Below are 20,702 nucleotides of genomic sequence, written 5' to 3'. Positions count from 1 at the left end.
AGGCCATAACTTGCCCGAATTGACCACAATCTCACGTCGCTCACTCCTTCTGTCGCCGATCCTGTTGGCGGCATGCAAGTTTGGCTCGAAGACTGTTTCGGCATCCGGCGCAACCATGGGTACCACATATAACGTCGTCGCCGTAGACCGGACGCGGACGCTGGACAATGCGGACCTGGGCCACGCGATCGAGGCAAGCCTCCAAAACGTCAACGCGGGTATGTCCAACTGGGATCCGCGTTCGGAAATCTCGCGCTTCAATGCGAGTAAATCGACAGATCCCGTCGCTGTTTCGCCCGAACTCGCCTATGTAATGAACGCCGCGCAGGACGTCCACGAAGCCAGCCAGGGCCAGTTCGACGTCACTGTTGGACCACTGATCGATCTTTGGGGTTTTGGCGCCGGGCATACCGGTACGGCAGTTCCCACAGAAGAGGCCATTCAGACGGCGCTGAACACCTCGGGTCAAGCCAAGTCCCTGCGTATCAACAACAATTCTTTGCAGAAGACTCAACCTGACGCGGAAATCTACCTGTCCGCAATCGGCAAAGGTTTCGGCGTGGATCAGGTGGCTTCGGCAATCGAGGCCCTCGGTCTGCGCGACTACATGGTTGAAATCGGCGGCGATCTATATGCGTCCGGCCTGAACCCGGACGGGATGCCTTGGCAGATCGGCATCGAAAAGCCCGATAACGTGCGGCATGACCTTGCTCAGGTGATCGGCGTTTCCGATATGGGGATGGCCTCCTCGGGTGATTACCGGAACTATTTCGAGCAGGACGGCACCCGCTATTCGCATGTCATCAACCCTGCAACTGGCCGACCGATCACTCACACAACCGCGGCGACGACCGTGCTGACCGATAACGCCATGCTTGCCGATGCCTGGGCCACAGCGATGCTGCTTCTGGGTCGTGAGCACGGCATGGAAATCGCTGAGTCCCGCGACCTCGCTGTGCTGTTCATCGAGCGCGATGTCGATTCGACCGAGATGCGGTTTGTTGCCAAACCGTCCAGCCGCTACGCGCAACTGCAAGCTTAATCACGAAAGACGCTCCTCATGACGACGTTTCTGTTCGCCTTCGGTCTGCTCATGTTGATCATGCTCGGAATGGCGATTGGTGTCATCATGAAGGGCAAGACGATCAAGGGCAGCTGCGGCGGGCTCAACGCGATTGCCGATGCGGATCAATGTCTGGTCTGCAACAAGGAAATCGATCCCAACAGCCCGCTGCGTGAGCGCCTTCAATGTCCGCGTGCCCGAAAGATGCTTGAACGTGCGGGCGTTGAAGCCTGAATAATTCGCTGGAATGAGAGCAATTTCAGAACGGCGTCCGGCAGGCGCCGCTCTGTATTCAGTTGGCACCGGCTAGCGGTATGAAACCAACGGTCAGAAACGCGGCACCAGCTACAATTCCAAAGACCCACAACTGCCAGCGCGGCCCTTCGGCCTTCCAGACCCGCCGATACTGCATCCCGGCCAGGCAGCCTGCCACGAAGATGATGGTCGCCGTCAGCGACGAAAGCATAAAGTCAGGCAACGAAAACAAATTCTCCCATTGGAACCGATTCAGGCTTACGATCCTTGGCATGATATAATCGGATCATTCAATAGAGGAGCAACGGACATGGTCACCTACAGACCTCATGTAAGAAAGGACGACATGGACACGTCCGGTCACAGTCAAACCGTTGCGACCAACCTCGCGGTCGAAATGCCTAAGGTCCAGCACGTACTAAGTCACAAAGGGGCTGGTGTGGTGACGGTGCGTCCACAAGCGACATTGGGCACCATCGTCGAGGTATTACGAGATCACGACATCGGCGCGGTCGTGGTAACGAACGCGAACGGTGCCATTTTGGGTATCTTGTCTGAACGCGATATCGTGCGGAAACTGGCCGATGCACCCGGTCGTACGCTACCCCACCGCGTCGAAGAGGTTATGACCACTAAGGTCGAAACCTGCACGGTTGGGGAGACACTGATATCCGTATTGCATCGCATGACCGTCGGGCGGTTTCGTCATATGCCAGTTGTAGATGACGCTGGACTGGTAGGGATAGTTTCCATCGGTGACGTTATCAACTATCGCCTGACGCAACTCGAACAGGAAGCGTTGCAACTCAAGCAGTTGATCGTCGGTTGACGACTGGACTGTGCAGGGGGAGCATCTGCAGGTCGGCAAGGCCGAAGGCAGAATGCATTTGGCTGAAAGATATAAGGCAGGTACCATTTGTGCGCTCATGAAGAATGACAGCGACATTCACGAACGCCTCGCCGCGAAGCTCAAATCGGCCCGCAAGGACAAGGGGTTAAGCCTTGACGCTGTGTCCAAGCTGTCGGGCGTCAGCAGATCCATGGTCAGCCAGATTGAGCGTGGCGAGTCCAGCCCGACCGTTGCCACGCTCTGGAACCTGACACAGGCACTGAACGTGGATTTTGCGGGGCTGATCGGGGACAAGGCGCAATCAGGAATTGATGTGATCAGAGCAGATGACGCGCCCACCATCGAAACAACCAAAGGCGTGCGTATCCGCATCCTCAGCCCTCCCGAAGCGGTTGGTGAGCACGAGGTTTACGATCTGAACTTTGCTTCCGACGGTGAGCTTGACAGTGATCCGCACGGAGCCGGGTGTCGTGAGAGCCTGACATTGCTCGAAGGCAGTCTGACAGTGCGATCAGGATCTGACGAGGTGCTGCTTGCGGTTGGTGACACCGCTCGTTACCTCGCCGACCGCCATCACAGCATCCATGCAGGTAAGCATCCGGCGCGGGCCTTGCTGATCGTTCAGGATAGTTAATCCATTATAACGGAAATAATCCGTCATATTGACATTTTGAGATGAGTCGTGGCAGCCTTCGTTCAAACGGAGGATAGCATGACCCACGCATCGGCATTTCTGACTGACCTCTCCGCGCAGCTTTCCAAGATTGAGGCGGAAGGGATGACCAAGGCAGAGCGGCTGATTACATCGCCGCAATCGGGGCATGTGACGGTTGACGAGCGCGACATCATCAACCTGTCGGCAAACAATTATCTGGGTCTGGCCAATCACCCTGCGCTGCGTGATGCGGCGAAGGCGGCAATCGACAGTCACGGCTACGGGATGGCCTCGGTCAGGTTTATCTGCGGGACACAGGATTTGCATCACCAGCTGGAAAACCGCATAGCCGCCTATCTGGGCAAGGATGACGCGATCCTGTTTGCCGCCTGTTTCGACGCGAATGGCGGGTTGTTCGAACCTCTCCTGACCGCCGAAGACGCGATCATCTCGGATGCGCTGAACCATGCTTCGATCATCGACGGAATCCGGTTGTGCAAGGCGAAGCGCTACCGCTACGCCAACTCGGACATGGACGCGCTGGAGGATCAGGTGAAAGCCGCTCGTGCGGACGGGGCACGCCACATCATGATCGCAACCGACGGTGTGTTTTCGATGGATGGCTATCTGGCGAAACTGCCCGACATTGCGGCGCTGGCACGTCAATACGACGCGGTGGTGATGGTCGACGACTGTCACGCGACGGGGTTCATGGGACCGCAGGGACGCGGCACGCCGCATCACTTCGGGGTGACGGATGACGTCCACATATTGACGGGGACTCTGGGTAAGGCGCTCGGCGGCGCGCTCGGTGGTTATGTCGCCGGACCACAACCGGCAATTGATCTGCTGCGCCAACGCGCGCGGCCCTACCTGTTTTCCAACGCTTTGCCGCCTTCGATCCTGATGGCCTCGCTGGCAGCACTGGACATTGCAGAAAACCAGGATGGGTTGCGGGAAAGATTGTTCGAAAACGCGAGTTTCTGGCGCAAGGGGCTAGCGGATCGTGGTTTCACTTTGCTTCCCGGCGAGCACCCCATCATCCCCGTGATGCTGGGCGAGGCGACGACTGCTCAGCGTTTCTCCGCCGCGTTGTTCGAACAGGGCGTTTACGCGCCGGGCTTCTTCTTTCCGGTCGTACCCAAGGGCCGAGCCCGCGTGCGCACGCAGATGAGCGCAGCCCTGAGCCGCAAGGATCTGGATATCGCGTTGGCGGCATTCGAAGCCGCTGGAAAGTCAACCGGAGTGATCTGATGCAGAACACGATGAAGGCCTTGGTGAAAGCCAAATCCGAACCGGGGCTGTGGATGCAGGATTGCCCTGTGCCGGAAATCGGCGCGGACGATGTGTTGATCCGGATCAACAAGACCGGCATTTGCGGGACTGACGTGCATATCTGGAACTGGGATGACTGGGCACGGAAGACCGTCCCGGTTCCTCTGATAACCGGGCATGAATTCGCGGGCGAGATCGTGGATATGGGTAAAAATGTCGAGGATCTCCATATCGGTCAACGTTGCTCTGGCGAGGGGCATCTGATCGGCAAGCATTCGCGCCAAAGCCGCGCAGGGAAGTTTCACCTCGACCCAGAGACAAGAGGCATCGGCGTGAATGAACCAGGCGCCTTCGCGCAGTACCTGCGGCTGCCTGCCTTCAACGTCGTCCCCTTGCCAGCGGAAATCGACGACGAAATCGGCGCGATCCTCGATCCGCTTGGAAATGCCGTGCACACGGCTCTGTCCTTCGATCTGGTTGGGGAGGATGTTCTGATCACCGGTGCCGGACCTATCGGTATCATGGCTGCGGCCGTTGCGCGGCACGTGGGCGCGCGCAACGTCGTGATCACCGACCTGAACCAAGACAGGTTGGATCTTGCGTCCCGTGTTGCTGATGTCGTCCCCGTGAACGCAAGGGACGAGGATCTCGGATCAGTGATTGGTCGGCTGAAGATGAGGGAGGGCTTCGATGTTGGGCTCGAAATGTCCGGCGCGCAACCCGCGCTTGATCAGATGGTAGAGGCGCTGGTCATGGGGGGGCGTATCGCTATGCTAGGCATCCCCCCCGGGAAATCCCCGGTGGACTGGTCACGCATCGTATTCAAGGCGATCACGATCAAAGGTGTATATGGGCGAGAGATTTTCGAGACATGGTACAAGATGATTGCGATGCTTCAGAATGGGCTGGATGTACGCAGAGTCATCACCCACCGGTTCAAAGCTACTGATTTCGCTGATGGCTTTGACGAGATGCGCGGCGGAGCAAGTGGCAAGGTGGTACTCGACTGGACCTGACGACCGGCGCGGAAGCCAAATGGACCTGTTCAGGAGGTCGTCGCGAACGATGTCCCTCATCTGTCAATTCATGCGAGCATCACGTCGTATCAATGCCCGACACACCAAAAGCGCGCCGATATAAGTCAGATAGTCCGGGTTGCGGAGGGACACCAGACGATCCCGCCCATATCGGCTGCCGCCTCGCCGGTTAGCGCAAAGATTTCGGCCTTGAATACTTCGCCAACCACGAATGCTGCAACAGCCCTAGCCCATCACTCTTTTCAGGCGAATCTTGTTTTTATCGTTAGTTATCCTGTCGCGAATCTCGCAGTTCCCGCCATTTGCCATCCCTCCGGCGCACGCACTGAACTTCCGGTTTCATCTCAATGGCCTCAGGTAAGAAGCGGCCACCTTCCAATTTGGCTTCCGCTGAAAAAGGCGAGGGCACTGTCATTCAAAAGGGTTCAGCAGCGCGACACCCGTTGGCAAGAAATCCTTCACATTACGAGTCGCGACCGTTGCCTGATGTGCAATAGCGGTCGCCGCAATCATCAGATCCGCCCCATCATGGCCGATTTGTGCGGACAGCCGGCCCCAAATCAGTGCCGCGTCTGAATCAAAAGGCAGAATACGATCCGAGAACAACTGGCACGTGCGGTCAAGCCATTGCTGTAGATCCGAAGCAAAATCAGGGTTCACGCGAGACTGCTGGTCGATACCGCGCGCAATCTCGCCAATCGTGACCGCACTCAGAAACAGATCATCTTCCGCCTGCCTTTGCAGCCACGCGACCACAGGTTGCGCGCGCTCCGGGCGGCGCAAGGCCGAAATCACATTCGTATCAAGGATGAACACTAGAATTCGACATCACGAGGGAGCACCTTCGCCCGTGCGATATCTGGTGCGTCGGCAGGGAAGGTCAACAAATGATCCACGAAGCTTCCACGTTGGAGCTTCGCCGCCTGCTGTAGTCGCAAATATTCCGTAACCGACAGCACAACAACGGTCGGCTTGCCGCGGCGCGACACTTCCTGCGGCTCTCCAGCGAGCGCCGCGTCGATAACCGCACTGAACTTGTTCTTGGCGTCTTGAACATTCCACATAGCGCAATCTTCTGGCTAGCTACCTGTCTAGATAGATATGGAGTCTTTGTTCTGTTCTGTCAACGACCCAGATGCAGCGGCCCAGGTAATCGCCGACGCTCATGTCATCGCCTTTTCCAGTGCAACATAGACCTTCGGGTTGTTCATCTGGGCAACGTTGAACCGCATGAACCGGATCGCGGATCGCGAGGGGCTGAACACGTTTCCCGGGGCCAGGACTACGCCATCAGTGACGCATCGCCTGGCGATTTCTCCGGTATCGATATCGTCCGGAAACTCGCACCACAGGTAGAAACCGCCGCGTGGGTCCGACCACGGACGGATGTTCAGTTGCGCCAGCTTTTTCGTTTCCCGCTTACGTGCCGCGGCAAGCCGTGTGTGCAGTTCAGACAAATGGCGCCGATAACCACCACCGATCAGCACGCTGCTCAAAAGCTCGGTCGCAACAGGGCTCGGACCGCCGAAGCTCGTGGCAACCTGAAGATCAACCAACTTTTCGATCCAGTCCTGACGGCCCGCTATGTAGCCACAGCGAACGGAGGCAGACAATGTCTTGGAGAAACCGCCGATACGCAACACACGGCTCAGCCCGTCTAGGACAGCAAGGCGCGGCGAAGGCTCTGGTTCGAGATCGGCGAATGTATCATCTTCCACGATGGTTACATCATGATCAGCGGTCAACGACAGCAGCCGATGGGCAATCTGAGGTGACAATGCCATCCCCGTCGGATTGTGCAACGCAGAATTTGTCACGTAGAGCCTCGGCGCCGCGTCCCGTAGCGCGGCTGCAAAGGCGTCCAGATCCGGCCCATCCATCTTGCGTGGCACCCCGATCACGCGAAGTTGGTGGGCACGCAACAGCGCGTGAAAGTTGAAATACCCCGGATCATCGACCAGCACCGCGTCGCCCGGTCTAAGCAGCATCCGGCAGATCAGGTCCAGAGCCTGAGAAGCCGACCCTGTCAACATAATTTGCTCCAGAGATACAGGCAGATGCTCCTCGGCAAACCGGCCGAGCAGATACCGCCGCAATTTCTGCGACCCATGCGCATTTGCATAGTTCGTCAGAATTGCATCGTCTGCGCGCGCCAGCTGGCGCAACCCCTTTCTCAATGCGTCCTGCGGCATCCAATCTTCGGGCAGCCAGCCGCACCCCGGTTGAAGCATACCTTCACGGGCGTCCAAGGACTGACGCGAGACCCAGAACGGATCGATGTCGCGCGGACGTTCATTGCCCATATCCGCAATGTTTAGCGGCGGTAGCTTTGTGTCCGACACATAAAACCCGGCGCCGCGTCGCGCCCGCACAAGCCCTTCCGCAACCAGACGATCATAGGCTTCGACAATTGTTGAGGGCGAGACGTTCATTGCCGTCGCCAACTGTCGGATAGAGGGTAACCTGTCACCGGCGTTTAATGCACGGCTGGCGAGCTTGTCGCGCATGACCTGCATGATGTGTTCGGTCTTGGTCGTCGCTGTGTCTGGCATATGCTCTCCGACCGTATGGTTACCTTTATCCATACAGTTTGGCTTGATTGTATCGGATTGTCCCTGTCTCTCACAATCCGTCTGCCCTATCGAGATAAAAACGAAGGGTGATAGCAATGGATGACAGGCTTGCAGGCTGGGCCAGTGGAATGGTCGGGGTAGCGATCTTCAGCGGTTCGCTTCCTGCCACGCGCGTCGCGGTAGGGCAGTTCGACCCGCTGTTTCTGACATCAGCCCGCGCGGTGATAGCTGCAGGGCTTGCTGGACTATGCTTGGCACTGTTGAAGCAATCGCGACCCTTACGCAGCGATGCCATATCTGTGGTGATCGTTGCTGTGGGCGTTGTTATTGGCTTTCCACTACTGACCGCGCTGGCCCTTCAGAATATGACGGCTGCGCATTCGATCATCTACATTGGACTGCTTCCGGTTTCCACCGCAGTGTTTGGCATGCTGCGAGGCGGGGAAAATCCACGGCCGGCATTTTGGGTGTTCTCGCTGCTTGGTGCGTTCACGGTCGCGGGCTTTGCCGCGTCGCAGGGCGGATCGGGATCAGTTCAGGGCGATCTGCTGATGTTTGCAGCAATCCTGATCTGCGGGCTAGGCTACGCCGAAGGTGCCGCACTTTCACGTCGCTTGGGTGGATGGCAGGTGATCAGCTGGGCGCTGATGCTTTCACTGCCCGTCATGACACTTCTTATGGCGCTGACCATGCCAACAGATCTGAAAAGCGTTACGGTCTCGGGCTGGCTGAGCCTTGGGTACGTGGCGGTGTTCAGCATGCTGGTCGGTTTCGTCTTCTGGTATCGCGGTCTGGCCCTGGGCGGCATAGCGGGAGTGGGGCAACTGCAACTGATGCAGCCATTTCTGGGTCTCGCACTTGCCGGTTTGGTCCTGAAGGAGCCCGTCGCGTCATCCATGATGATCTGTGCCGCGGTGGTGGTGATGTGCGTCGCCGCAACCAAGCGTTTTGCATGAACACGAGACAAGGAGAACCCGATGCAAAGAATCCTACTCGCCCTTCTGGTTTGGACATGTGATCTATTCGCTGTCGACGCGCGAAGCGTGGAGGCGCACCGCCAGAAATGCGATCACACACGCCCGACGCGCACCGGGTAATAAATCGGTACGCGTCAAACTTGGCCCAGGTCCAGCCCACCTGCCCTATCAGGGCTTCAGCATTACTTTCCCTGCACGGCCCGGAGTCAGCGCTGCGGTAACAGCATCCGTCACTTGATCGAGGCCAAAGACTCCGCCCGTTTCCAGCACCAACTGCCCGCCCATCGTGAGGGTCACCAACTCCGTAATCAAACGCGTGCGATCATCGGGGGCCATATCCGCACTGACCCGTGCGCCCCAGAAACCACGCACGGTGATGTGCTTCATGATCAGCGCGCCGGATGACAGCGGCATCGGAGCTCCGGTCGCGGTGCCGAACACGACCAGTTCGCCATCCTGACTCAACAGGTCCACCAGATCTGCGGAAGTGTCACCGCCCACGGAATCGATGGCCGACATCACCCGCCCTTCTCCGATGATAGTGCGGGCTTGTTCGATCCAATCAGCGGCGGAGGTCGACAGCACATTCTCGATACCCGCATCACGCAGGTCCACCGCAGCCTCGTTCCGACGCACGAGGTTCAGCAGGTTGACCCCGCGGGCCTTCGCCAAAACGGTCATGATGCGCCCCACAGCGCCGTTGGCAGCCGTTTGGATGATCCAATCGCCTTTTTCCGCCTTCAGCGTTTCCAGCAGCGAGATCGCCGAAAACGGCATCGCGATAAGTTGTGCGCCCATCTCGTCCGAGATTTGATCCGGCAAGGGCAGCAAAGCTCCGGCAGGTGCGATGAAGTACTCTGCCCAAGTGCCGTGGACACCCGCTACCGCAACGCGTTGACCGATAAGCGACACCTCGACGCCTTCGCCCACGGCTTCGACAATTCCGGCGGCTTCGGACCCGCCGATTGCCCCGGGTAGAGGGGGCTTATAGCCGTAGTTTCCACGGATGGTCCAAAGATCATGGTTATGAATGGGCGACAGGATGGTCTTGATCAGAACCTCACCCGCGGCAGGGGTGGGCGCCGTGACATCACGTGTTTCAAGAACATCTTTGGGTTCGCCAAATCTATCGTGGATTGCAGCTTTCATTGGTCTTTGCCTTTCTGCGCGCCGGATATCAGTCGCGCTTTAGTGTCATTCAGTGTTCTTTCAAGCGGTGCCTGGTCTTGCGAGAGCTTTGATAGAATGGCCGCACCGAGCCATTGAGCATAAAGCCCCCGTGCTGCCGCGTCGGGGTCACCATGTGACATTACGGACCCGTCATTCAGACCTTCGCGCAGGATCGTCGCAAGCCTGGCAATCAACGCGTTGACGCCTTCATCCAACACCTGCCGCAAATCATTGGACAGATCCGCGACCTCCGCCGCAAGCTTCACGACCAGACAGGTGCTGACGAGCCCCGCTTGCCGTTCGTCATCCATCCAGGCTGCGCAGAAAGCGATCAGCTTATCCGCCCCCGTCAAATCCCGCTCAATCAATGCATCCATCCGCGCCAAATAGTCGACAACATAGTCGCGAAGCATTGCGTGGCCGAAAGCCTCTTTCGACGGGAAGTAATAGTAAAACGACCCCTTCGGCACCCCGCTTTCCTTCAGAAGCTCCGACAGGCCAACCCCGCCAAAACCCTTGGCCACGACGAGATGTCGGCCTGTGTCCAGAATCTTCTGCCGGGTCTGATCAGCTTTGCGTGGATATGCCATACAAGGCATTTAGGAAAAATAGACCGATTGTCTAGTAGTCATTCGGTCCATTTTTCGACTTCACTTCTCTGCACTTGATGCGCGCATCCACTGGAGTGGTCGGAAAATCGGGGCCAGCTGAACCATTACGACACCCGCAAGAATGCTCATCGGCAGCCCAAGCCACAGAAAGTCGGCAAGGCGTTACCCCCTGCGTTATCTGCCATCGAGTTCGTCTGATAACCGAAGGAACAGCCACCCTAGTTGATCGTTTCCTTCTTGTACGCATCGCAAGGACGGAGGCGAAGATGAACATCCCGAACAATGCCTGGATTGTCGTACTCGATGGCGAGAAGTTCCTGCTTTTGCGCAACCAAGGCGACCCTGATCTGCCCGATCTGCGCATCATCGCCCATGACGAAATTGAGAACCCGCCAACTGTGGAACAGGGCGTTGAACGCCCCGGCCGGTTTCCCGATGCGGGCCACGGCTACAGCGCGGTTCAGCAAACCGACTGGCATCTTCTCGAAAAGACCGACTTTGCGGCTGACATCAGTGATCGGTTGAAGAAATGGGCGATGCAGAACCGATACAAAGATTTGGTAATCATCGCGGAAGCCCAAACGCTCGGCAGGTTGCGCAAGCAACTGCATCAAGAGGTTTCCATCCGCTTGATCGCTGAGATTGACAAGGATCTGACAAATCTTCCGACCGACAAGCTCGAGCCTGCCATTCTGAAACTTTGCGAAGTCAATGACTGAACGGGAAGGCTTCTTGCGATCTGACAAATGGTGAATCGTCAGCCGCAGATCATAATGGGCGGGCAATTTCGGAACTCAGCGCGCTGCCCGGAGGTTGATGATCGAGGAGATATGCAGATGAGTTTTCGCAAGGACCGGATTTCCAGACCTATCCATAGGTGGGCCCGCGAGGCGTTACCGCGCCTGTCGGCAACAGAAGCAGAAGCGATCAATTCCGGCGAGATTTGGCTGGAGGCCGATCTTTTTTCCGGGCACCCCGATTGGGAACGTCAGCAGGCGGTAAAGGCACCGGAACTCTCCACACAGGAACAACAATTCATCGACGGCCCGTGCCGCGATTTCTGTCGGATGCTCGATGAATGGCAGATCAACCAGTGTGATGGGGATTTACCCAAAGAAGCGTGGGACTACCTGCGCGCCAACGGTTTTTTCGGCATGATTATCCCGAAAGAACATGGCGGGCTAGGGTTTTCCGCCTACGCGCACTCCGAGGTCATTCGATACATTTCTGCGCACTCGGTCGCGGGCGCGGTTACTGTGATGGTCCCCAATTCACTAGGGCCGGGGGAACTGATCCATCAGTTCGGGACTAATGAGCAGAAAGAGTATTGGCTCCCGCGCCTTGCCTCGGGCAAGGATCTGCCGGCATTTGGGCTGACCAGCGAGGACGCGGGCTCTGACGCATCCGCGATGCGCGACGAAGGGATTGTCTGCCGCGGCGACTGGAATGGCGAAGAGGTTCTCGGAATTCGCCTGAGTTGGGCCAAACGCTACATCACACTGGCACCGATCTGCACCGTACTCGGTCTGGCATTCAAGCTGCGCGATCCTGACGGATTGCTGGGCGACGACGAAGAGATCGGCATCACATGCGCACTTGTGCCAACCGACCTGCCCGGAATCGAAACGGGACGGCGGCATTTGCCGTCGGGCTCCATGTTCATGAACGGGCCGACCACAGGTAAGGATGTGTTCATTCCGCTCGATCACGTCATCGGCGGGCGGGACTATGCCGGGCGTGGGTGGATGATGCTGATGTCGGCGCTCGCCGCAGGGCGCGGTATATCTCTGCCTTCACTGTCGACCGCAGCAATTGCGGTGTGCGCCCATACAACGGGGGCCTACTCTCGCATCCGCGAACAATTCGGGCTGCCTATCGGATTGTTCGGCGGCGTTCAGGAACCCATGGCCCGCATCGCCGCTAGCGCTTACGCAATTGACGCCGCACGACGCCTGACCTGCGCGGGGCTCGACGAAGGCCGAAAATTGGCTGTGATCTCCGCGATCATGAAGTACCACGCCACCAATCGAATGCGGGAGGCAGTAAACGACGCGATGGATGTGCATTCGGGCAAGGCCGTGATCGACGGCCCCTCGAATTACCTCCAACCGATCTACCGCGCCCTTCCCATTGGAATCACCGTCGAAGGCGCAAACATCGTCACCCGCAACCTGATCATCTTTGGGCAAGGCGCGATCCGAGCACATCCCCATCTGCTGGATGAGATACGCGCGCTGGAAGAACCCGACCAGGAAAAGTCGCTCGAGGCCTTTGACGAGCATTTCTGGAAGCATGTCAGCCACACTACGAAGACATTCTTTGCCGCCACAACGCGCGCATGGTTCGGCACGGGCACCGCGCCGACAAATGCCGGGGAGTTGCGTCCAATCTACAAGCGATTGTCGCGCTGGTCCGCCGCCTTCGCGATCACGAGCGATTTCGCTTTCCTGACACTCGGAGGCGCGTTGAAACGGAAGGAAATGATCTCGGCGCGGCTGGGCGATGCGCTGTCAGAACTTTATATCCTATCCGCCGTCCTTAAACGTTGGGAAGACGAAGGTCGCAACAGCACCGATCTGCCCCTGGTCCAATATTCGGCAGAGCTTGCGTTTTCGCGCGTGGCGCGCGCGCTCGACGAAACAATCGCCAATTTCCCGGCAGCCTGGGCACGCTGGCTCCTGCGCGCCAAGCTGCGTCCCGGTCATCACGCGCGCGGGCCCTCGGACGATCTGACCGAAGCCTGCGCAAAGCTGATCTTCGAACCGAGCCCCACGCGCGACCGATTGATCGGGCGATTGCCCGAGCCGACACCCGGGAACGGCATTGCCTCGCTCAATGATGCGTTCATACAGGTGATCAACGCCGCGCCGTTGACCAAGCGGCTGCGCGACATCAAGAAATCGCCGCACGAAGCGCTTGCAGCAGGTGTGCTGACTCAAACCGAGTTCGACCAACTGGCACAGATGCGCGACGCGGTTCAGCGCGTGATCGCGGTGGACGCTTTCAGCGCCAAGGAACTGACCCGTTACTTCCCCGATCTTGACCCGAACGCTCATGATAATTCCGGTCAGCAGGAGGCCGCCGAATGACCACAGCCGACATGCAGCATCCCGTCTATCTCGTGGATGGCGCACGCACGCCTTTCCTGAAAGCACGTGGCAAGCCTGGCCCGTTCACACCCGTCGATCTGGCAGTGCAATGCGGACGTCCACTGCTGATGCGACAACCGATCCCGCGAGACGCCTATGATCTGGTGATCCTGGGATGCGTGAATGTCGTTCAGGACGAGATGAATCCCGCCCGCGTGGCCGCATTGCGGTTGGGAATGGGCAACGATCAGGTAGCCTTCACTGTCCAGATCAACTGCGGATCCGGCATGCAGTCAATCGACACCGGCTATCGCTATATCCGCGACGGCAGCCACGATTTGATCTTCGCGGGTGGCACCGAAGCGCTGTCACATGCACCGCTCGTCTTCCGACAGGAAGCCGTCGAATGGTTTGGTAATCTTGCCCGCGCCAAGGGACCGGTTGCCAAAGCGAAGGCGGCAGCGGCGACGAGACCGGCTTACTTTTCTCCCGTCATCGGACTGGAGCGCGGTCTCACCGACCCAATCACGGAGTTGAACATGGGGCAAACGGCTGAGGTCCTGGCCCACCGTTTCAGTATCGATCGCAAGACCGCCGATGCCTATGCCGTGGACAGCCACCAACGACTGGATCGCGCGCAGGAAGAAGGGCGACTCGACAATGAAGTCCTGCCTGCCTTCGACCGAGACGGTCACGTGTACGGCAAGGATGATGGGGTCCGGCCGGACAGTTCACTCGACAAGCTCGCGAAACTCGCACCCGCATTCGAAAAGCCGTATGGGAAGGTCACCGCAGGCAACTCTTCGCAGATCTCCGACGGCGCGTCTTGGGTGATCCTGGCATCCGAAGCAGCAGTCGAAAAGCATGACCTTGCACCCATCGCCCGCATCGTGGACAGCGAATGGACCGCGCTCGACCCGGCGATCATGGGGCTCGGCCCAGTGATGTCCTCAACGCCGCTGGTTATCCGAAACGGTCTGTCCTGCAACGACATTGACCTGTGGGAGCTTAACGAGGCCTTCGCAGCGCAGGTGCTGGCCTGCCTCGCCGCTTGGCAGGACGCAGAATTCTGCAACGACGTGTTGGGGCTGGGCACACCTTTCGGCATGATCGACCGCGACCGGCTGAACGTGGATGGCGGAGCTATCTCACTCGGGCACCCGGTCGGCACAAGCGGGAACCGGATCGTCCTGCACCTTGCAAACTCCCTGAGACGACAGGGCAAGACCCGAGGCATCGCCACCGAATGCATCGGTGGAGGCCAGGGTGGCGCCATGCTTCTGGAGGCTGTGCAATGAACACTATCACACCCGATCAGATGACCAAGGCCTCCCATGCGACCGGCGCGCGGAATTGGCGTCAGGAAACCCATGGAAGCGGCATAACCTGGCTCTGGCTCGACTGCGAAGGGACGGGTACCAATGTGATCTCGGAGGCCGTGCTGCGCGAACTGGACATGATCTTGGATCGCATGACGCAGGATCTGCCGAAAGCGTTGGTTATCCGCTCCGCCAAAACCAAAGACTTCGCTGCAGGTGCCGATATCGACGGATTTGCCTCGCTTCAGCGTGAAGATACTCTTGATTTGCTAAGTCAGGGACATGCGGTGCTCGACAAGATGTCAGGCCTGGCCTTCCCAACTATCGCGGTCATTGACGGAGCGGCCCTTGGCGGCGGATTCGAACTGGCGCTCGCTTACGACCATCGTATCGGGGTCGAAGGTGCCAGCGTCGGCTTCCCGGAAATCCAGCTCGGGTTACACCCCGGGCTTGGCGGCACCTTCCGGCTTACCAGCCTGATAGACCCGGTGCAGGCCATGAAGCTCATGTTGACGGGAAAAACGGCCCATACGGAAAAGGCCAAGTCACTTGGGATCTTCGACGCCGTTGTTCCTGATCGCCATATAGATTCCGCCGTCCTTGCCGCCGCCCATGGTGACATGCAACCCCACCGGTCTGGCCTGAAAGCCGCCGCTTTCACTACACGACCGGCCCGCAGCCTTGCTGGTAACAAGATGCGCAGCGAAAGTGAAAAGCGGGCACCAAGAAAGCACTACCCCGCCCCATTCGCCTTAATCGATCTTTGGGAGAACCATGGCGGCGATACCAAGAAAATGCAGGACGCCGAAATCGCTTCCTTCGCAACGCTCCTGGAAAGCGCAACGGCGCAGAACCTGATCCGCATCTTCTTCCTGCGCCGTGATCTGAAGAAGGCATCGCGCGGAGACGCCAACATCAGGCACGTCCACGTGATCGGTGCAGGCACCATGGGCGCGGAAATCGCGGCGTGGTGCGCGCTGAAGGGCAAACCCGTCACCTTGCAGGATGTCGATCTAAAACCACTTGGCGAAGCAGTTCAAACCGCTCAGAAGGTATTCGAAGCACGGCATCTGTCGGAGATTGAGGCACGCGACGCACATGATCGCATGATGCCGGACCCCTCTGGCTTGGGTGTCGCAAGGGCCGATCTGATAATTGAGGCCGCCCCGGAGCACCCTGAACTGAAAGAACAAATCTACGCCGGTCTGAAGACCAGTCTCAAGCGCGACGCAATCCTTGCGACCAACACTTCGAGCCTTCAACTCGAAACACTCGCTGCGTCCGCGCCGGTCGCGAACCGTTTCGCAGGGCTACATTTCTTCAACCCTGCCTCGAAGATGATGCTGGTGGAGGTTGTCTCGCACAAGGGCACCGACCCTGAAGTCACAGATCGTCTCGCCAGTTTCGTCGAAGGGATCGGCAAACTGGCCGTCGAGGTGAACGACTACCCCGGATTCCTAGTGAACCGGATTCTGACCCCCTACCTGATGGAAGCGATGGTTCTGTTGGACGAAGGTAACTCCAAGGAGGAAATCGATCACGCCGCACTCGACTTCGGGATGCCTATGGGTCCGCTGACCCTGGCCGATCAGATTGGTCTGGATGTGTGTCTCCATGTCGGCGACAGCCTGCGCGCCAATCTGGCGAAGCCGATGCCCGAAGCGCCTGAGTGGTTGCTCGACAAGGTGAGAGCCGGTGAAACGGGTAAGAAGGCGAACAAGGGAATTTACGACTGGAGCGACGGCACACCGAACTCTGAAAATGAAAGCCTGAAGATCAGCGAAGACATGATTGACCGCCTGATCCTGCCGATGTGCGACGCAGCCGTCGAATGCCTGCGCATGGGGGTCGTTCAGGACCGCGACACCGTAGATGCGGCAATGATTCTAGGGACCGGCTGGGCCCCATTTCGCGGCGGCCCGATGCACTACGCCCACATACGCGGCGAAACGGAAATCCGCGACCGGCTAAACACGTTGGCAAAGCGTTTTGGCGACCGCTTCTCTCCGGATGCCGGCTGGAAGGACTTCACCTGACGAAACGCGTTCAGATCGTTCGAAAAGCGACATGATGGTTTGGCGGCAGCAGGTCGGCATGCTTGTTTGTGCCAGCCAATTGACAGTTGACGCGATCCACAGTCGAAGTGCCTGAACACGAGGACCACCGAGATTCTCGCGTCAACTCTTGTGGGATAGAACATTCAGGAGCTTGCCAGTAGGGTCGAACAGATAGAAGCGGCGGACACCCCAAGGCTCGTCAGTCAGTTCATACTCGATGGCATGACCAAGGTCCTTAGCTCGTCGATAAACCGTATCCACGTCTTCTACTTCAATCGACAGATCGGGGACCGGGGTACCGGAACCTCCCTCAGAGGCGATGGCAACTTGGGTCAGTGCAGTTTCACCTGACGCCAGCGTCACGATCCATTCCAGATCCATGACAACGTTCAGGTCGAACAGGTCAGCGTAGAACTGTTTTACCGGGACAACAGAGTTCGCCGCAATATTGGACACGATCCTCTTTACGCTCATGTATCGTCTTCCTTAACAGCGCCCGCGCGTCATCAACCAATCTACATGTGGGTATCACCTTGCTTGCGAGCCGTCGCGAAGGCGCAGTTCCATGCTGTCATATGCAAATCATTCGTCTTAGCCACCGAAGACTCTGCACAAACCGTCCGGCAACCGCTCTCGTGGTGCTTCACCCAAATTCTTCTAGTTCATTCAGCCAACTCTGTTTGGCGCAGGGTGCGGAGGCAGGTCTTGATCTCCCGGTGCCCCATGACAACAGAACCGCGGTCATGGGGCTGGTTCCTGCGCAGATCAGTTGATTTCCTGATCGCGCATTGCATTGATGTCCTCTTCTGCCTTGGCAACGGCGTCCTGAAGCGCGCTGAAGGCCGCTTCGCCGCCATCCACGTTTTCCTTGAACCAATCATAGATAGGCGCGGCAGCTTCGGCGAAGGCGTCTTTCTCTTCCGGTGTCGGAACATACAGATCGCCGCCATTGGCCACGAAGTCTTCATACGCCTGAATGGATTTGCGTTTGGGGCTGGCAAACGTCGCCTGTTGCAGCGCGTAAAAGCCATCCACCACCACGCGGCGCAGGTCTTCGGGCAGTGCCATGAAGCTGTCGTTGGACATCCACCAGTAAGCTGCCATGTAGGCATGCCCGTCCAGCGTCAGATACTTCAGCCCTGCATCCGGAAACTTCATACTCATGATGTCGGTGATGCCGTTTTTCGTGCCCTCGACTACACCGGTTTGCAGCGACGTGAACAGCTCTGGCCACGGGATCGGCGTGGGCGATGCACCCAGCGTAGTCACCAACTCCTGCGGAAGATCGGCAACGACGGTGCGGATCTTCATGCCGTCCAGATCGGCAGGTGTCTGCACCCGCTTCTGAGTGTTGGCGAAGTTGCGCCAGCCGCCAGTGTTGCCGATGGTCATCAGCCGGATCTTGTCGCCGCTGTCTTCCAGCGCCATGTCGCGAATGGTCTTGGTGAATGTGCCGGGCAATGCCGCTTCGGCGGTCCGGTCGTCCTTCATCAGATAGGGCAGGTCCAGAACCTGCACGTAGGGGAAGATCCCCGCCGCACCGCCGGATGTCGTCTGGTAGATGTCGATCGATCCGTCCGCGATGCCTTGTAGACATTCCGCCCCGTTGGAACACAGCTGCGTACCCATGTAGATTTCGACCGCGATCGCGCCATTAGATGCGCTTTCGACGTAGTTCTTGAAAACGACCAGACCGTCATAATCCTCGTCGTTCTCGTTGGAGTTCGCCGTCGCGCGCAGCGTAATGTCTTGCGCGACCGCCTGACCGGCTGCGCCGAACATCGCGGCCAGCGTCAGTGAGATGAGTGTTGTCTTGAGCATGTAAGCCTCCCTTTGGTTGATTGTCTCAAGTCAGTTCGCAAATCCGGTAAGCTGCGGGATCGTCATCGATAATGCCGGAATATAGGTCACCAGGAAAATCACGAGGATTTCCATCGCCAGGAACGGCAGAATAGCACGGGAAATCGTCTCGACCCGTTCGCCGGAAACCGAAGAGGCCACGAAAAGCACCAGCCCCATGGGCGGAGTTGCCAGCCCGACAGTGAGGTTAACGCTCATAATGATCGCGAAATGGATCGGGTCGATGCCCAGATCGGTAAAGACGGGACCAAGCACCGGACCGAGGATAATGATCGCGGGGCCGGCATCCAGAAACATTCCCACAATGAACAGCAGCAGGTTGATCAGGAACAGCAGGATCAACGGGTTCTCGGACAGGCCGAGAATGATGTCGGCCAATATCTGTGGCGCGTGACTGAGGCTGACTACTGTCTTGAAGGCCATCGCGGCACCGACCAGCAAAAGCACGACTGCCGACGTCGCTGCCGAACGCGACAGAACATCGGGCAGGTCCGATAGCTTCAGTGTCCGCATGATGAACAGGCCGATGATGATCGCATAGGCCACGGCAATGGCGGCGGCTTCTGTCGGGGTGAATATACCAAGAAGGATGCCGCCCATGATGATCACGGGGGTCATCAGCGGGAAGAAGGCTTTCAGGCTGGCCTGACCGCGTTCGTTCCATGTGGTCTTGGCGCTGGCCACTGGAAAATCATACCTGTTCGCCATGAAACGGACCATCAGCATCAGCGACAGGCCAACCATGACCCCGGGGACGATCCCCGCCAGAAACAGCGCGGCAACGCTTTCGCCCATCACATAAGCGTAGATGATCATGATGCCGGATGGCGGGATGATCGGCCCAATGACCGATGATGCAGCCGTGATAGCGGCGGCAAAACGGCGGGTGTAGCCCTGCTTTTCCATTGCCGGGATCAGCATGGATCCAAGCGCCGAGGTGTCCGCAACCGCAGACCCTGACAGCCCAGCGAACAGCATGGACGACAGGATATTCACATGCGCCAGGCCACCGCGCAGATGGCCCATCATCGCCTGAGAGAATTCAACCAGCCGCAGCGTGATGCCGCCACGGTTCATCAACTCGCCCGCCAGCATGAAGAACGGAATGGCCATCAATGGGAAACTGTCGATGCCGTTGTAGACATTGCGGTAAAGCAGCGCGACATCGCGCTCCTGTCCGTTCAGCCAAAGCAAAAGGCCGGGCGCGGCGAGCAGCGCGAAGAAGACCGGTAGGCCGATCAGCAGAAGCAACAGAAAAAGAGGCAGAAACCAGATCAGCATCACTCGGCTTCCGCAATCGTCATGACAGGGAGAGGGTCAAGCCCTTCGTCCCGCCCCATTACCTTCAACACGCTGCGCAGGATCAATTCGATATTCACGACAGCAAGCATTGCGAACCCGACGAATAGCGACATGTACATCCATGCCAGCTTGATCTTCACCGCCTTCATACCGATCAGCCCCAAAGGCAATTTCAGTGAAGACGAGTTGAACAGCCAGCCCGATTGCACGTGTTTCCAGCCAAATTGAAGCGCCATCCCCAGCACGGCCAGCGCGATTAGCAGCAGGAGCAATGACAAAACTGCGCCCACGCGCCGCGGCAGAGCAAATTCCAGCAGGTCGATGGAAACAAAGGCACCTCGGCGATATGCGGCGGGGGCGGCCAAGCCTGTCATCCAGAGCATCAGAAACCGCGCCGCTTCTTCGGGCCAAGGCAGGGCGCTGTTCAGTACATAGCGAAAGAATACCTGAACGAGGATCGCAACAACCATCAAAGTGATCGCCACCGCCGCCAATGACGTTCCGATCCACAAGACACGCGTATTCAACCGCTGTAGAACATTAGCGACGCGCAACAAAATCAGACCCATCTGTCCTCCCTGCATGGGCTTTCATAGACGCAAACTCTCG

Annotated in this window: 21 protein-coding genes; 11 read left to right on the top strand and 10 right to left on the bottom strand. The window is 58.1% G+C overall.

Annotated elements, in window-relative coordinates; all coding sequences use genetic code 11:
- The first annotated feature begins 115 nt into the window (after window positions 1-115).
- Both FPZ52_RS15625 and nqrM read left to right on the top strand, forming a co-directional pair.
- Window positions 116-1,042, top strand: coding sequence for an FAD:protein FMN transferase (locus FPZ52_RS15625; RefSeq protein WP_240804506.1), 927 nt, complete (start codon window positions 116-118; stop codon window positions 1,040-1,042).
- A gap of 18 nt (window positions 1,043-1,060) precedes the next feature.
- Window positions 1,061-1,297, top strand: coding sequence for a (Na+)-NQR maturation NqrM (gene nqrM, locus FPZ52_RS15620; RefSeq protein WP_146366551.1), 237 nt, complete (start codon window positions 1,061-1,063; stop codon window positions 1,295-1,297).
- A 58-nt stretch (window positions 1,298-1,355) separates the two neighbouring features.
- Here nqrM and FPZ52_RS15615 read toward each other — a convergent pair whose 3' ends face one another.
- Window positions 1,356-1,541 (bottom strand): hypothetical protein, encoded by a 186-nt coding sequence (locus FPZ52_RS15615; RefSeq protein ID WP_146366708.1) that lies wholly within the window; start codon window positions 1,539-1,541, stop codon window positions 1,356-1,358.
- An 87-nt stretch (window positions 1,542-1,628) separates the two neighbouring features.
- Here FPZ52_RS15615 and FPZ52_RS15610 point away from each other — a divergent pair, with 87 nt between their 5' ends.
- The 4 genes from FPZ52_RS15610 to tdh all read left to right on the top strand — a co-directional run bounded on the left by FPZ52_RS15610 (window position 1,629) and on the right by tdh (window position 5,114).
- The gene (locus tag FPZ52_RS15610; RefSeq protein ID WP_146366550.1) at window positions 1,629-2,147 is read left to right on the top strand and encodes a CBS domain-containing protein; all 519 of its coding nucleotides are present in this window, start codon (window positions 1,629-1,631) and stop codon (window positions 2,145-2,147) included.
- A 97-nt stretch (window positions 2,148-2,244) separates the two neighbouring features.
- Window positions 2,245-2,802, top strand: coding sequence for a helix-turn-helix domain-containing protein (locus tag FPZ52_RS15605; RefSeq protein WP_146366549.1), 558 nt, complete (start codon window positions 2,245-2,247; stop codon window positions 2,800-2,802).
- A gap of 78 nt (window positions 2,803-2,880) precedes the next feature.
- On the top strand, window positions 2,881-4,077 hold the full coding sequence (locus FPZ52_RS15600; RefSeq protein WP_146366548.1) for a glycine C-acetyltransferase: 1,197 nt from the start codon (window positions 2,881-2,883) through the stop codon (window positions 4,075-4,077).
- Between the two features lie 11 nt (window positions 4,078-4,088).
- Window positions 4,089-5,114 (top strand): L-threonine 3-dehydrogenase, encoded by a 1,026-nt coding sequence (tdh, locus tag FPZ52_RS15595; protein ID WP_146366707.1) that lies wholly within the window; start codon window positions 4,089-4,091, stop codon window positions 5,112-5,114.
- Window positions 5,115-5,546: 432 nt separating this feature from the next.
- On the opposite strand, the gene FPZ52_RS15590 is transcribed toward tdh, so the two are convergent.
- The 3 genes from FPZ52_RS15590 to FPZ52_RS15580 form a co-directional block, all read right to left on the bottom strand.
- Window positions 5,547-5,951, bottom strand: a complete 405-nt coding sequence (locus tag FPZ52_RS15590; protein WP_146366547.1) for a type II toxin-antitoxin system VapC family toxin — start codon at window positions 5,949-5,951, stop codon at window positions 5,547-5,549.
- A complete protein-coding gene (locus FPZ52_RS15585) occupies window positions 5,951-6,199 on the bottom strand; it encodes a type II toxin-antitoxin system Phd/YefM family antitoxin (protein WP_146366546.1) in 249 nt (82 codons plus the stop codon). Before FPZ52_RS15585 ends, FPZ52_RS15590 begins: the two co-directional genes overlap by 1 nt.
- Window positions 6,200-6,298: 99 nt before the next feature.
- A complete protein-coding gene (locus FPZ52_RS15580) occupies window positions 6,299-7,687 on the bottom strand; it encodes an aminotransferase-like domain-containing protein (protein WP_146366545.1) in 1,389 nt (462 codons plus the stop codon).
- Window positions 7,688-7,803: 116 nt separating this feature from the next.
- Here FPZ52_RS15580 and FPZ52_RS15575 point away from each other — a divergent pair, with 116 nt between their 5' ends.
- A complete protein-coding gene (locus FPZ52_RS15575; protein WP_146366544.1) occupies window positions 7,804-8,664 on the top strand; it encodes a DMT family transporter in 861 nt (286 codons plus the stop codon).
- A gap of 189 nt (window positions 8,665-8,853) precedes the next feature.
- On the opposite strand, the gene FPZ52_RS15570 is transcribed toward FPZ52_RS15575, so the two are convergent.
- Window positions 8,854-9,834: a zinc-binding dehydrogenase gene (locus FPZ52_RS15570; RefSeq protein ID WP_146366543.1), complete on the bottom strand. Its 981-nt coding sequence runs from the start codon at window positions 9,832-9,834 to the stop codon at window positions 8,854-8,856.
- The gene (locus FPZ52_RS15565) at window positions 9,831-10,445 is read right to left on the bottom strand and encodes a TetR/AcrR family transcriptional regulator (protein WP_146366542.1); all 615 of its coding nucleotides are present in this window, start codon (window positions 10,443-10,445) and stop codon (window positions 9,831-9,833) included. Before FPZ52_RS15565 ends, FPZ52_RS15570 begins: the two co-directional genes overlap by 4 nt.
- 287 nt (window positions 10,446-10,732) lie before the next feature.
- Between FPZ52_RS15565 and FPZ52_RS15560 the strand changes: the two genes are divergently transcribed.
- The 4 genes from FPZ52_RS15560 (at window position 10,733) to FPZ52_RS15545 (ending at window position 16,910) form a co-directional block, all read left to right on the top strand.
- Window positions 10,733-11,185: a host attachment family protein gene (locus FPZ52_RS15560; RefSeq protein WP_146366541.1), complete on the top strand. Its 453-nt coding sequence runs from the start codon at window positions 10,733-10,735 to the stop codon at window positions 11,183-11,185.
- 117 nt (window positions 11,186-11,302) lie between these two features.
- Window positions 11,303-13,555: an acyl-CoA dehydrogenase gene (locus FPZ52_RS15555; RefSeq protein ID WP_146366540.1), complete on the top strand. Its 2,253-nt coding sequence runs from the start codon at window positions 11,303-11,305 to the stop codon at window positions 13,553-13,555.
- A gap of 11 nt (window positions 13,556-13,566) precedes the next feature.
- Window positions 13,567-14,853: an acetyl-CoA C-acetyltransferase gene (locus FPZ52_RS15550; protein ID WP_146366706.1), complete on the top strand. Its 1,287-nt coding sequence runs from the start codon at window positions 13,567-13,569 to the stop codon at window positions 14,851-14,853.
- A complete protein-coding gene (locus FPZ52_RS15545) occupies window positions 14,850-16,910 on the top strand; it encodes a 3-hydroxyacyl-CoA dehydrogenase NAD-binding domain-containing protein (RefSeq protein ID WP_146366539.1) in 2,061 nt (686 codons plus the stop codon). Before FPZ52_RS15550 ends, FPZ52_RS15545 begins: the two co-directional genes overlap by 4 nt.
- Before the next feature lie 141 nt (window positions 16,911-17,051).
- Here the strand turns inward: FPZ52_RS15545 and FPZ52_RS15540 are convergent, their stop codons facing one another.
- From FPZ52_RS15540 to FPZ52_RS15525, 4 genes are all read right to left on the bottom strand, one after another.
- Window positions 17,052-17,405, bottom strand: a complete 354-nt coding sequence (locus tag FPZ52_RS15540) for a VOC family protein (RefSeq protein ID WP_146366538.1) — start codon at window positions 17,403-17,405, stop codon at window positions 17,052-17,054.
- 291 nt (window positions 17,406-17,696) lie between these two features.
- Window positions 17,697-18,752: a TRAP transporter substrate-binding protein gene (locus tag FPZ52_RS15535; RefSeq protein ID WP_146366537.1), complete on the bottom strand. Its 1,056-nt coding sequence runs from the start codon at window positions 18,750-18,752 to the stop codon at window positions 17,697-17,699.
- 30 nt (window positions 18,753-18,782) lie between these two features.
- Window positions 18,783-20,072, bottom strand: a complete 1,290-nt coding sequence (locus FPZ52_RS15530) for a TRAP transporter large permease (protein WP_146366536.1) — start codon at window positions 20,070-20,072, stop codon at window positions 18,783-18,785.
- Window positions 20,072-20,662 (bottom strand): TRAP transporter small permease, encoded by a 591-nt coding sequence (locus FPZ52_RS15525; protein WP_146366535.1) that lies wholly within the window; start codon window positions 20,660-20,662, stop codon window positions 20,072-20,074. Before FPZ52_RS15525 ends, FPZ52_RS15530 begins: the two co-directional genes overlap by 1 nt.
- Window positions 20,663-20,702 lie beyond the last annotated feature (40 nt).

It is taken from the genome of Qingshengfaniella alkalisoli (genome assembly GCF_007855645.1).
Classification (GTDB): Bacteria; Pseudomonadota; Alphaproteobacteria; order Rhodobacterales; family Rhodobacteraceae; genus Qingshengfaniella; species Qingshengfaniella alkalisoli.
Note: the sequence above shows the minus strand (reverse complement) of the source record. Positions and strands in the feature narration are given on the sequence as shown.

What these genes read in the sequence shown, in the direction of transcription:
- FPZ52_RS15625 (WP_240804506.1), top strand. Translation starts at nt 116, where the DNA reads ATGGGTACCACATATAACGTCGTCGCCGTAGACCGGACGCGGACGCTG.
- nqrM (WP_146366551.1), top strand. Translation starts at nt 1,061, where the DNA reads ATGACGACGTTTCTGTTCGCCTTCGGTCTGCTCATGTTGATCATGCTC.
- FPZ52_RS15610 (WP_146366550.1), top strand. Translation starts at nt 1,629, where the DNA reads ATGGTCACCTACAGACCTCATGTAAGAAAGGACGACATGGACACGTCC.
- FPZ52_RS15605 (WP_146366549.1), top strand. Translation starts at nt 2,245, where the DNA reads ATGAAGAATGACAGCGACATTCACGAACGCCTCGCCGCGAAGCTCAAA.
- FPZ52_RS15600 (WP_146366548.1), top strand. Translation starts at nt 2,881, where the DNA reads ATGACCCACGCATCGGCATTTCTGACTGACCTCTCCGCGCAGCTTTCC.
- tdh (WP_146366707.1), top strand. Translation starts at nt 4,089, where the DNA reads ATGAAGGCCTTGGTGAAAGCCAAATCCGAACCGGGGCTGTGGATGCAG.
- FPZ52_RS15585 (WP_146366546.1), bottom strand. Translation starts at nt 6,199, where the DNA reads ATGTGGAATGTTCAAGACGCCAAGAACAAGTTCAGTGCGGTTATCGAC.
- FPZ52_RS15580 (WP_146366545.1), bottom strand. Translation starts at nt 7,687, where the DNA reads ATGCCAGACACAGCGACGACCAAGACCGAACACATCATGCAGGTCATG.
- FPZ52_RS15575 (WP_146366544.1), top strand. Translation starts at nt 7,804, where the DNA reads ATGGATGACAGGCTTGCAGGCTGGGCCAGTGGAATGGTCGGGGTAGCG.
- FPZ52_RS15570 (WP_146366543.1), bottom strand. Translation starts at nt 9,834, where the DNA reads ATGAAAGCTGCAATCCACGATAGATTTGGCGAACCCAAAGATGTTCTT.
- FPZ52_RS15565 (WP_146366542.1), bottom strand. Translation starts at nt 10,445, where the DNA reads ATGGCATATCCACGCAAAGCTGATCAGACCCGGCAGAAGATTCTGGAC.
- FPZ52_RS15560 (WP_146366541.1), top strand. Translation starts at nt 10,733, where the DNA reads ATGAACATCCCGAACAATGCCTGGATTGTCGTACTCGATGGCGAGAAG.
- FPZ52_RS15555 (WP_146366540.1), top strand. Translation starts at nt 11,303, where the DNA reads ATGAGTTTTCGCAAGGACCGGATTTCCAGACCTATCCATAGGTGGGCC.
- FPZ52_RS15550 (WP_146366706.1), top strand. Translation starts at nt 13,567, where the DNA reads ATGCAGCATCCCGTCTATCTCGTGGATGGCGCACGCACGCCTTTCCTG.
- FPZ52_RS15545 (WP_146366539.1), top strand. Translation starts at nt 14,850, where the DNA reads ATGAACACTATCACACCCGATCAGATGACCAAGGCCTCCCATGCGACC.
- FPZ52_RS15540 (WP_146366538.1), bottom strand. Translation starts at nt 17,405, where the DNA reads ATGAGCGTAAAGAGGATCGTGTCCAATATTGCGGCGAACTCTGTTGTC.
- FPZ52_RS15535 (WP_146366537.1), bottom strand. Translation starts at nt 18,752, where the DNA reads ATGCTCAAGACAACACTCATCTCACTGACGCTGGCCGCGATGTTCGGC.
- FPZ52_RS15530 (WP_146366536.1), bottom strand. Translation starts at nt 20,072, where the DNA reads ATGCTGATCTGGTTTCTGCCTCTTTTTCTGTTGCTTCTGCTGATCGGC.
- FPZ52_RS15525 (WP_146366535.1), bottom strand. Translation starts at nt 20,662, where the DNA reads ATGGGTCTGATTTTGTTGCGCGTCGCTAATGTTCTACAGCGGTTGAAT.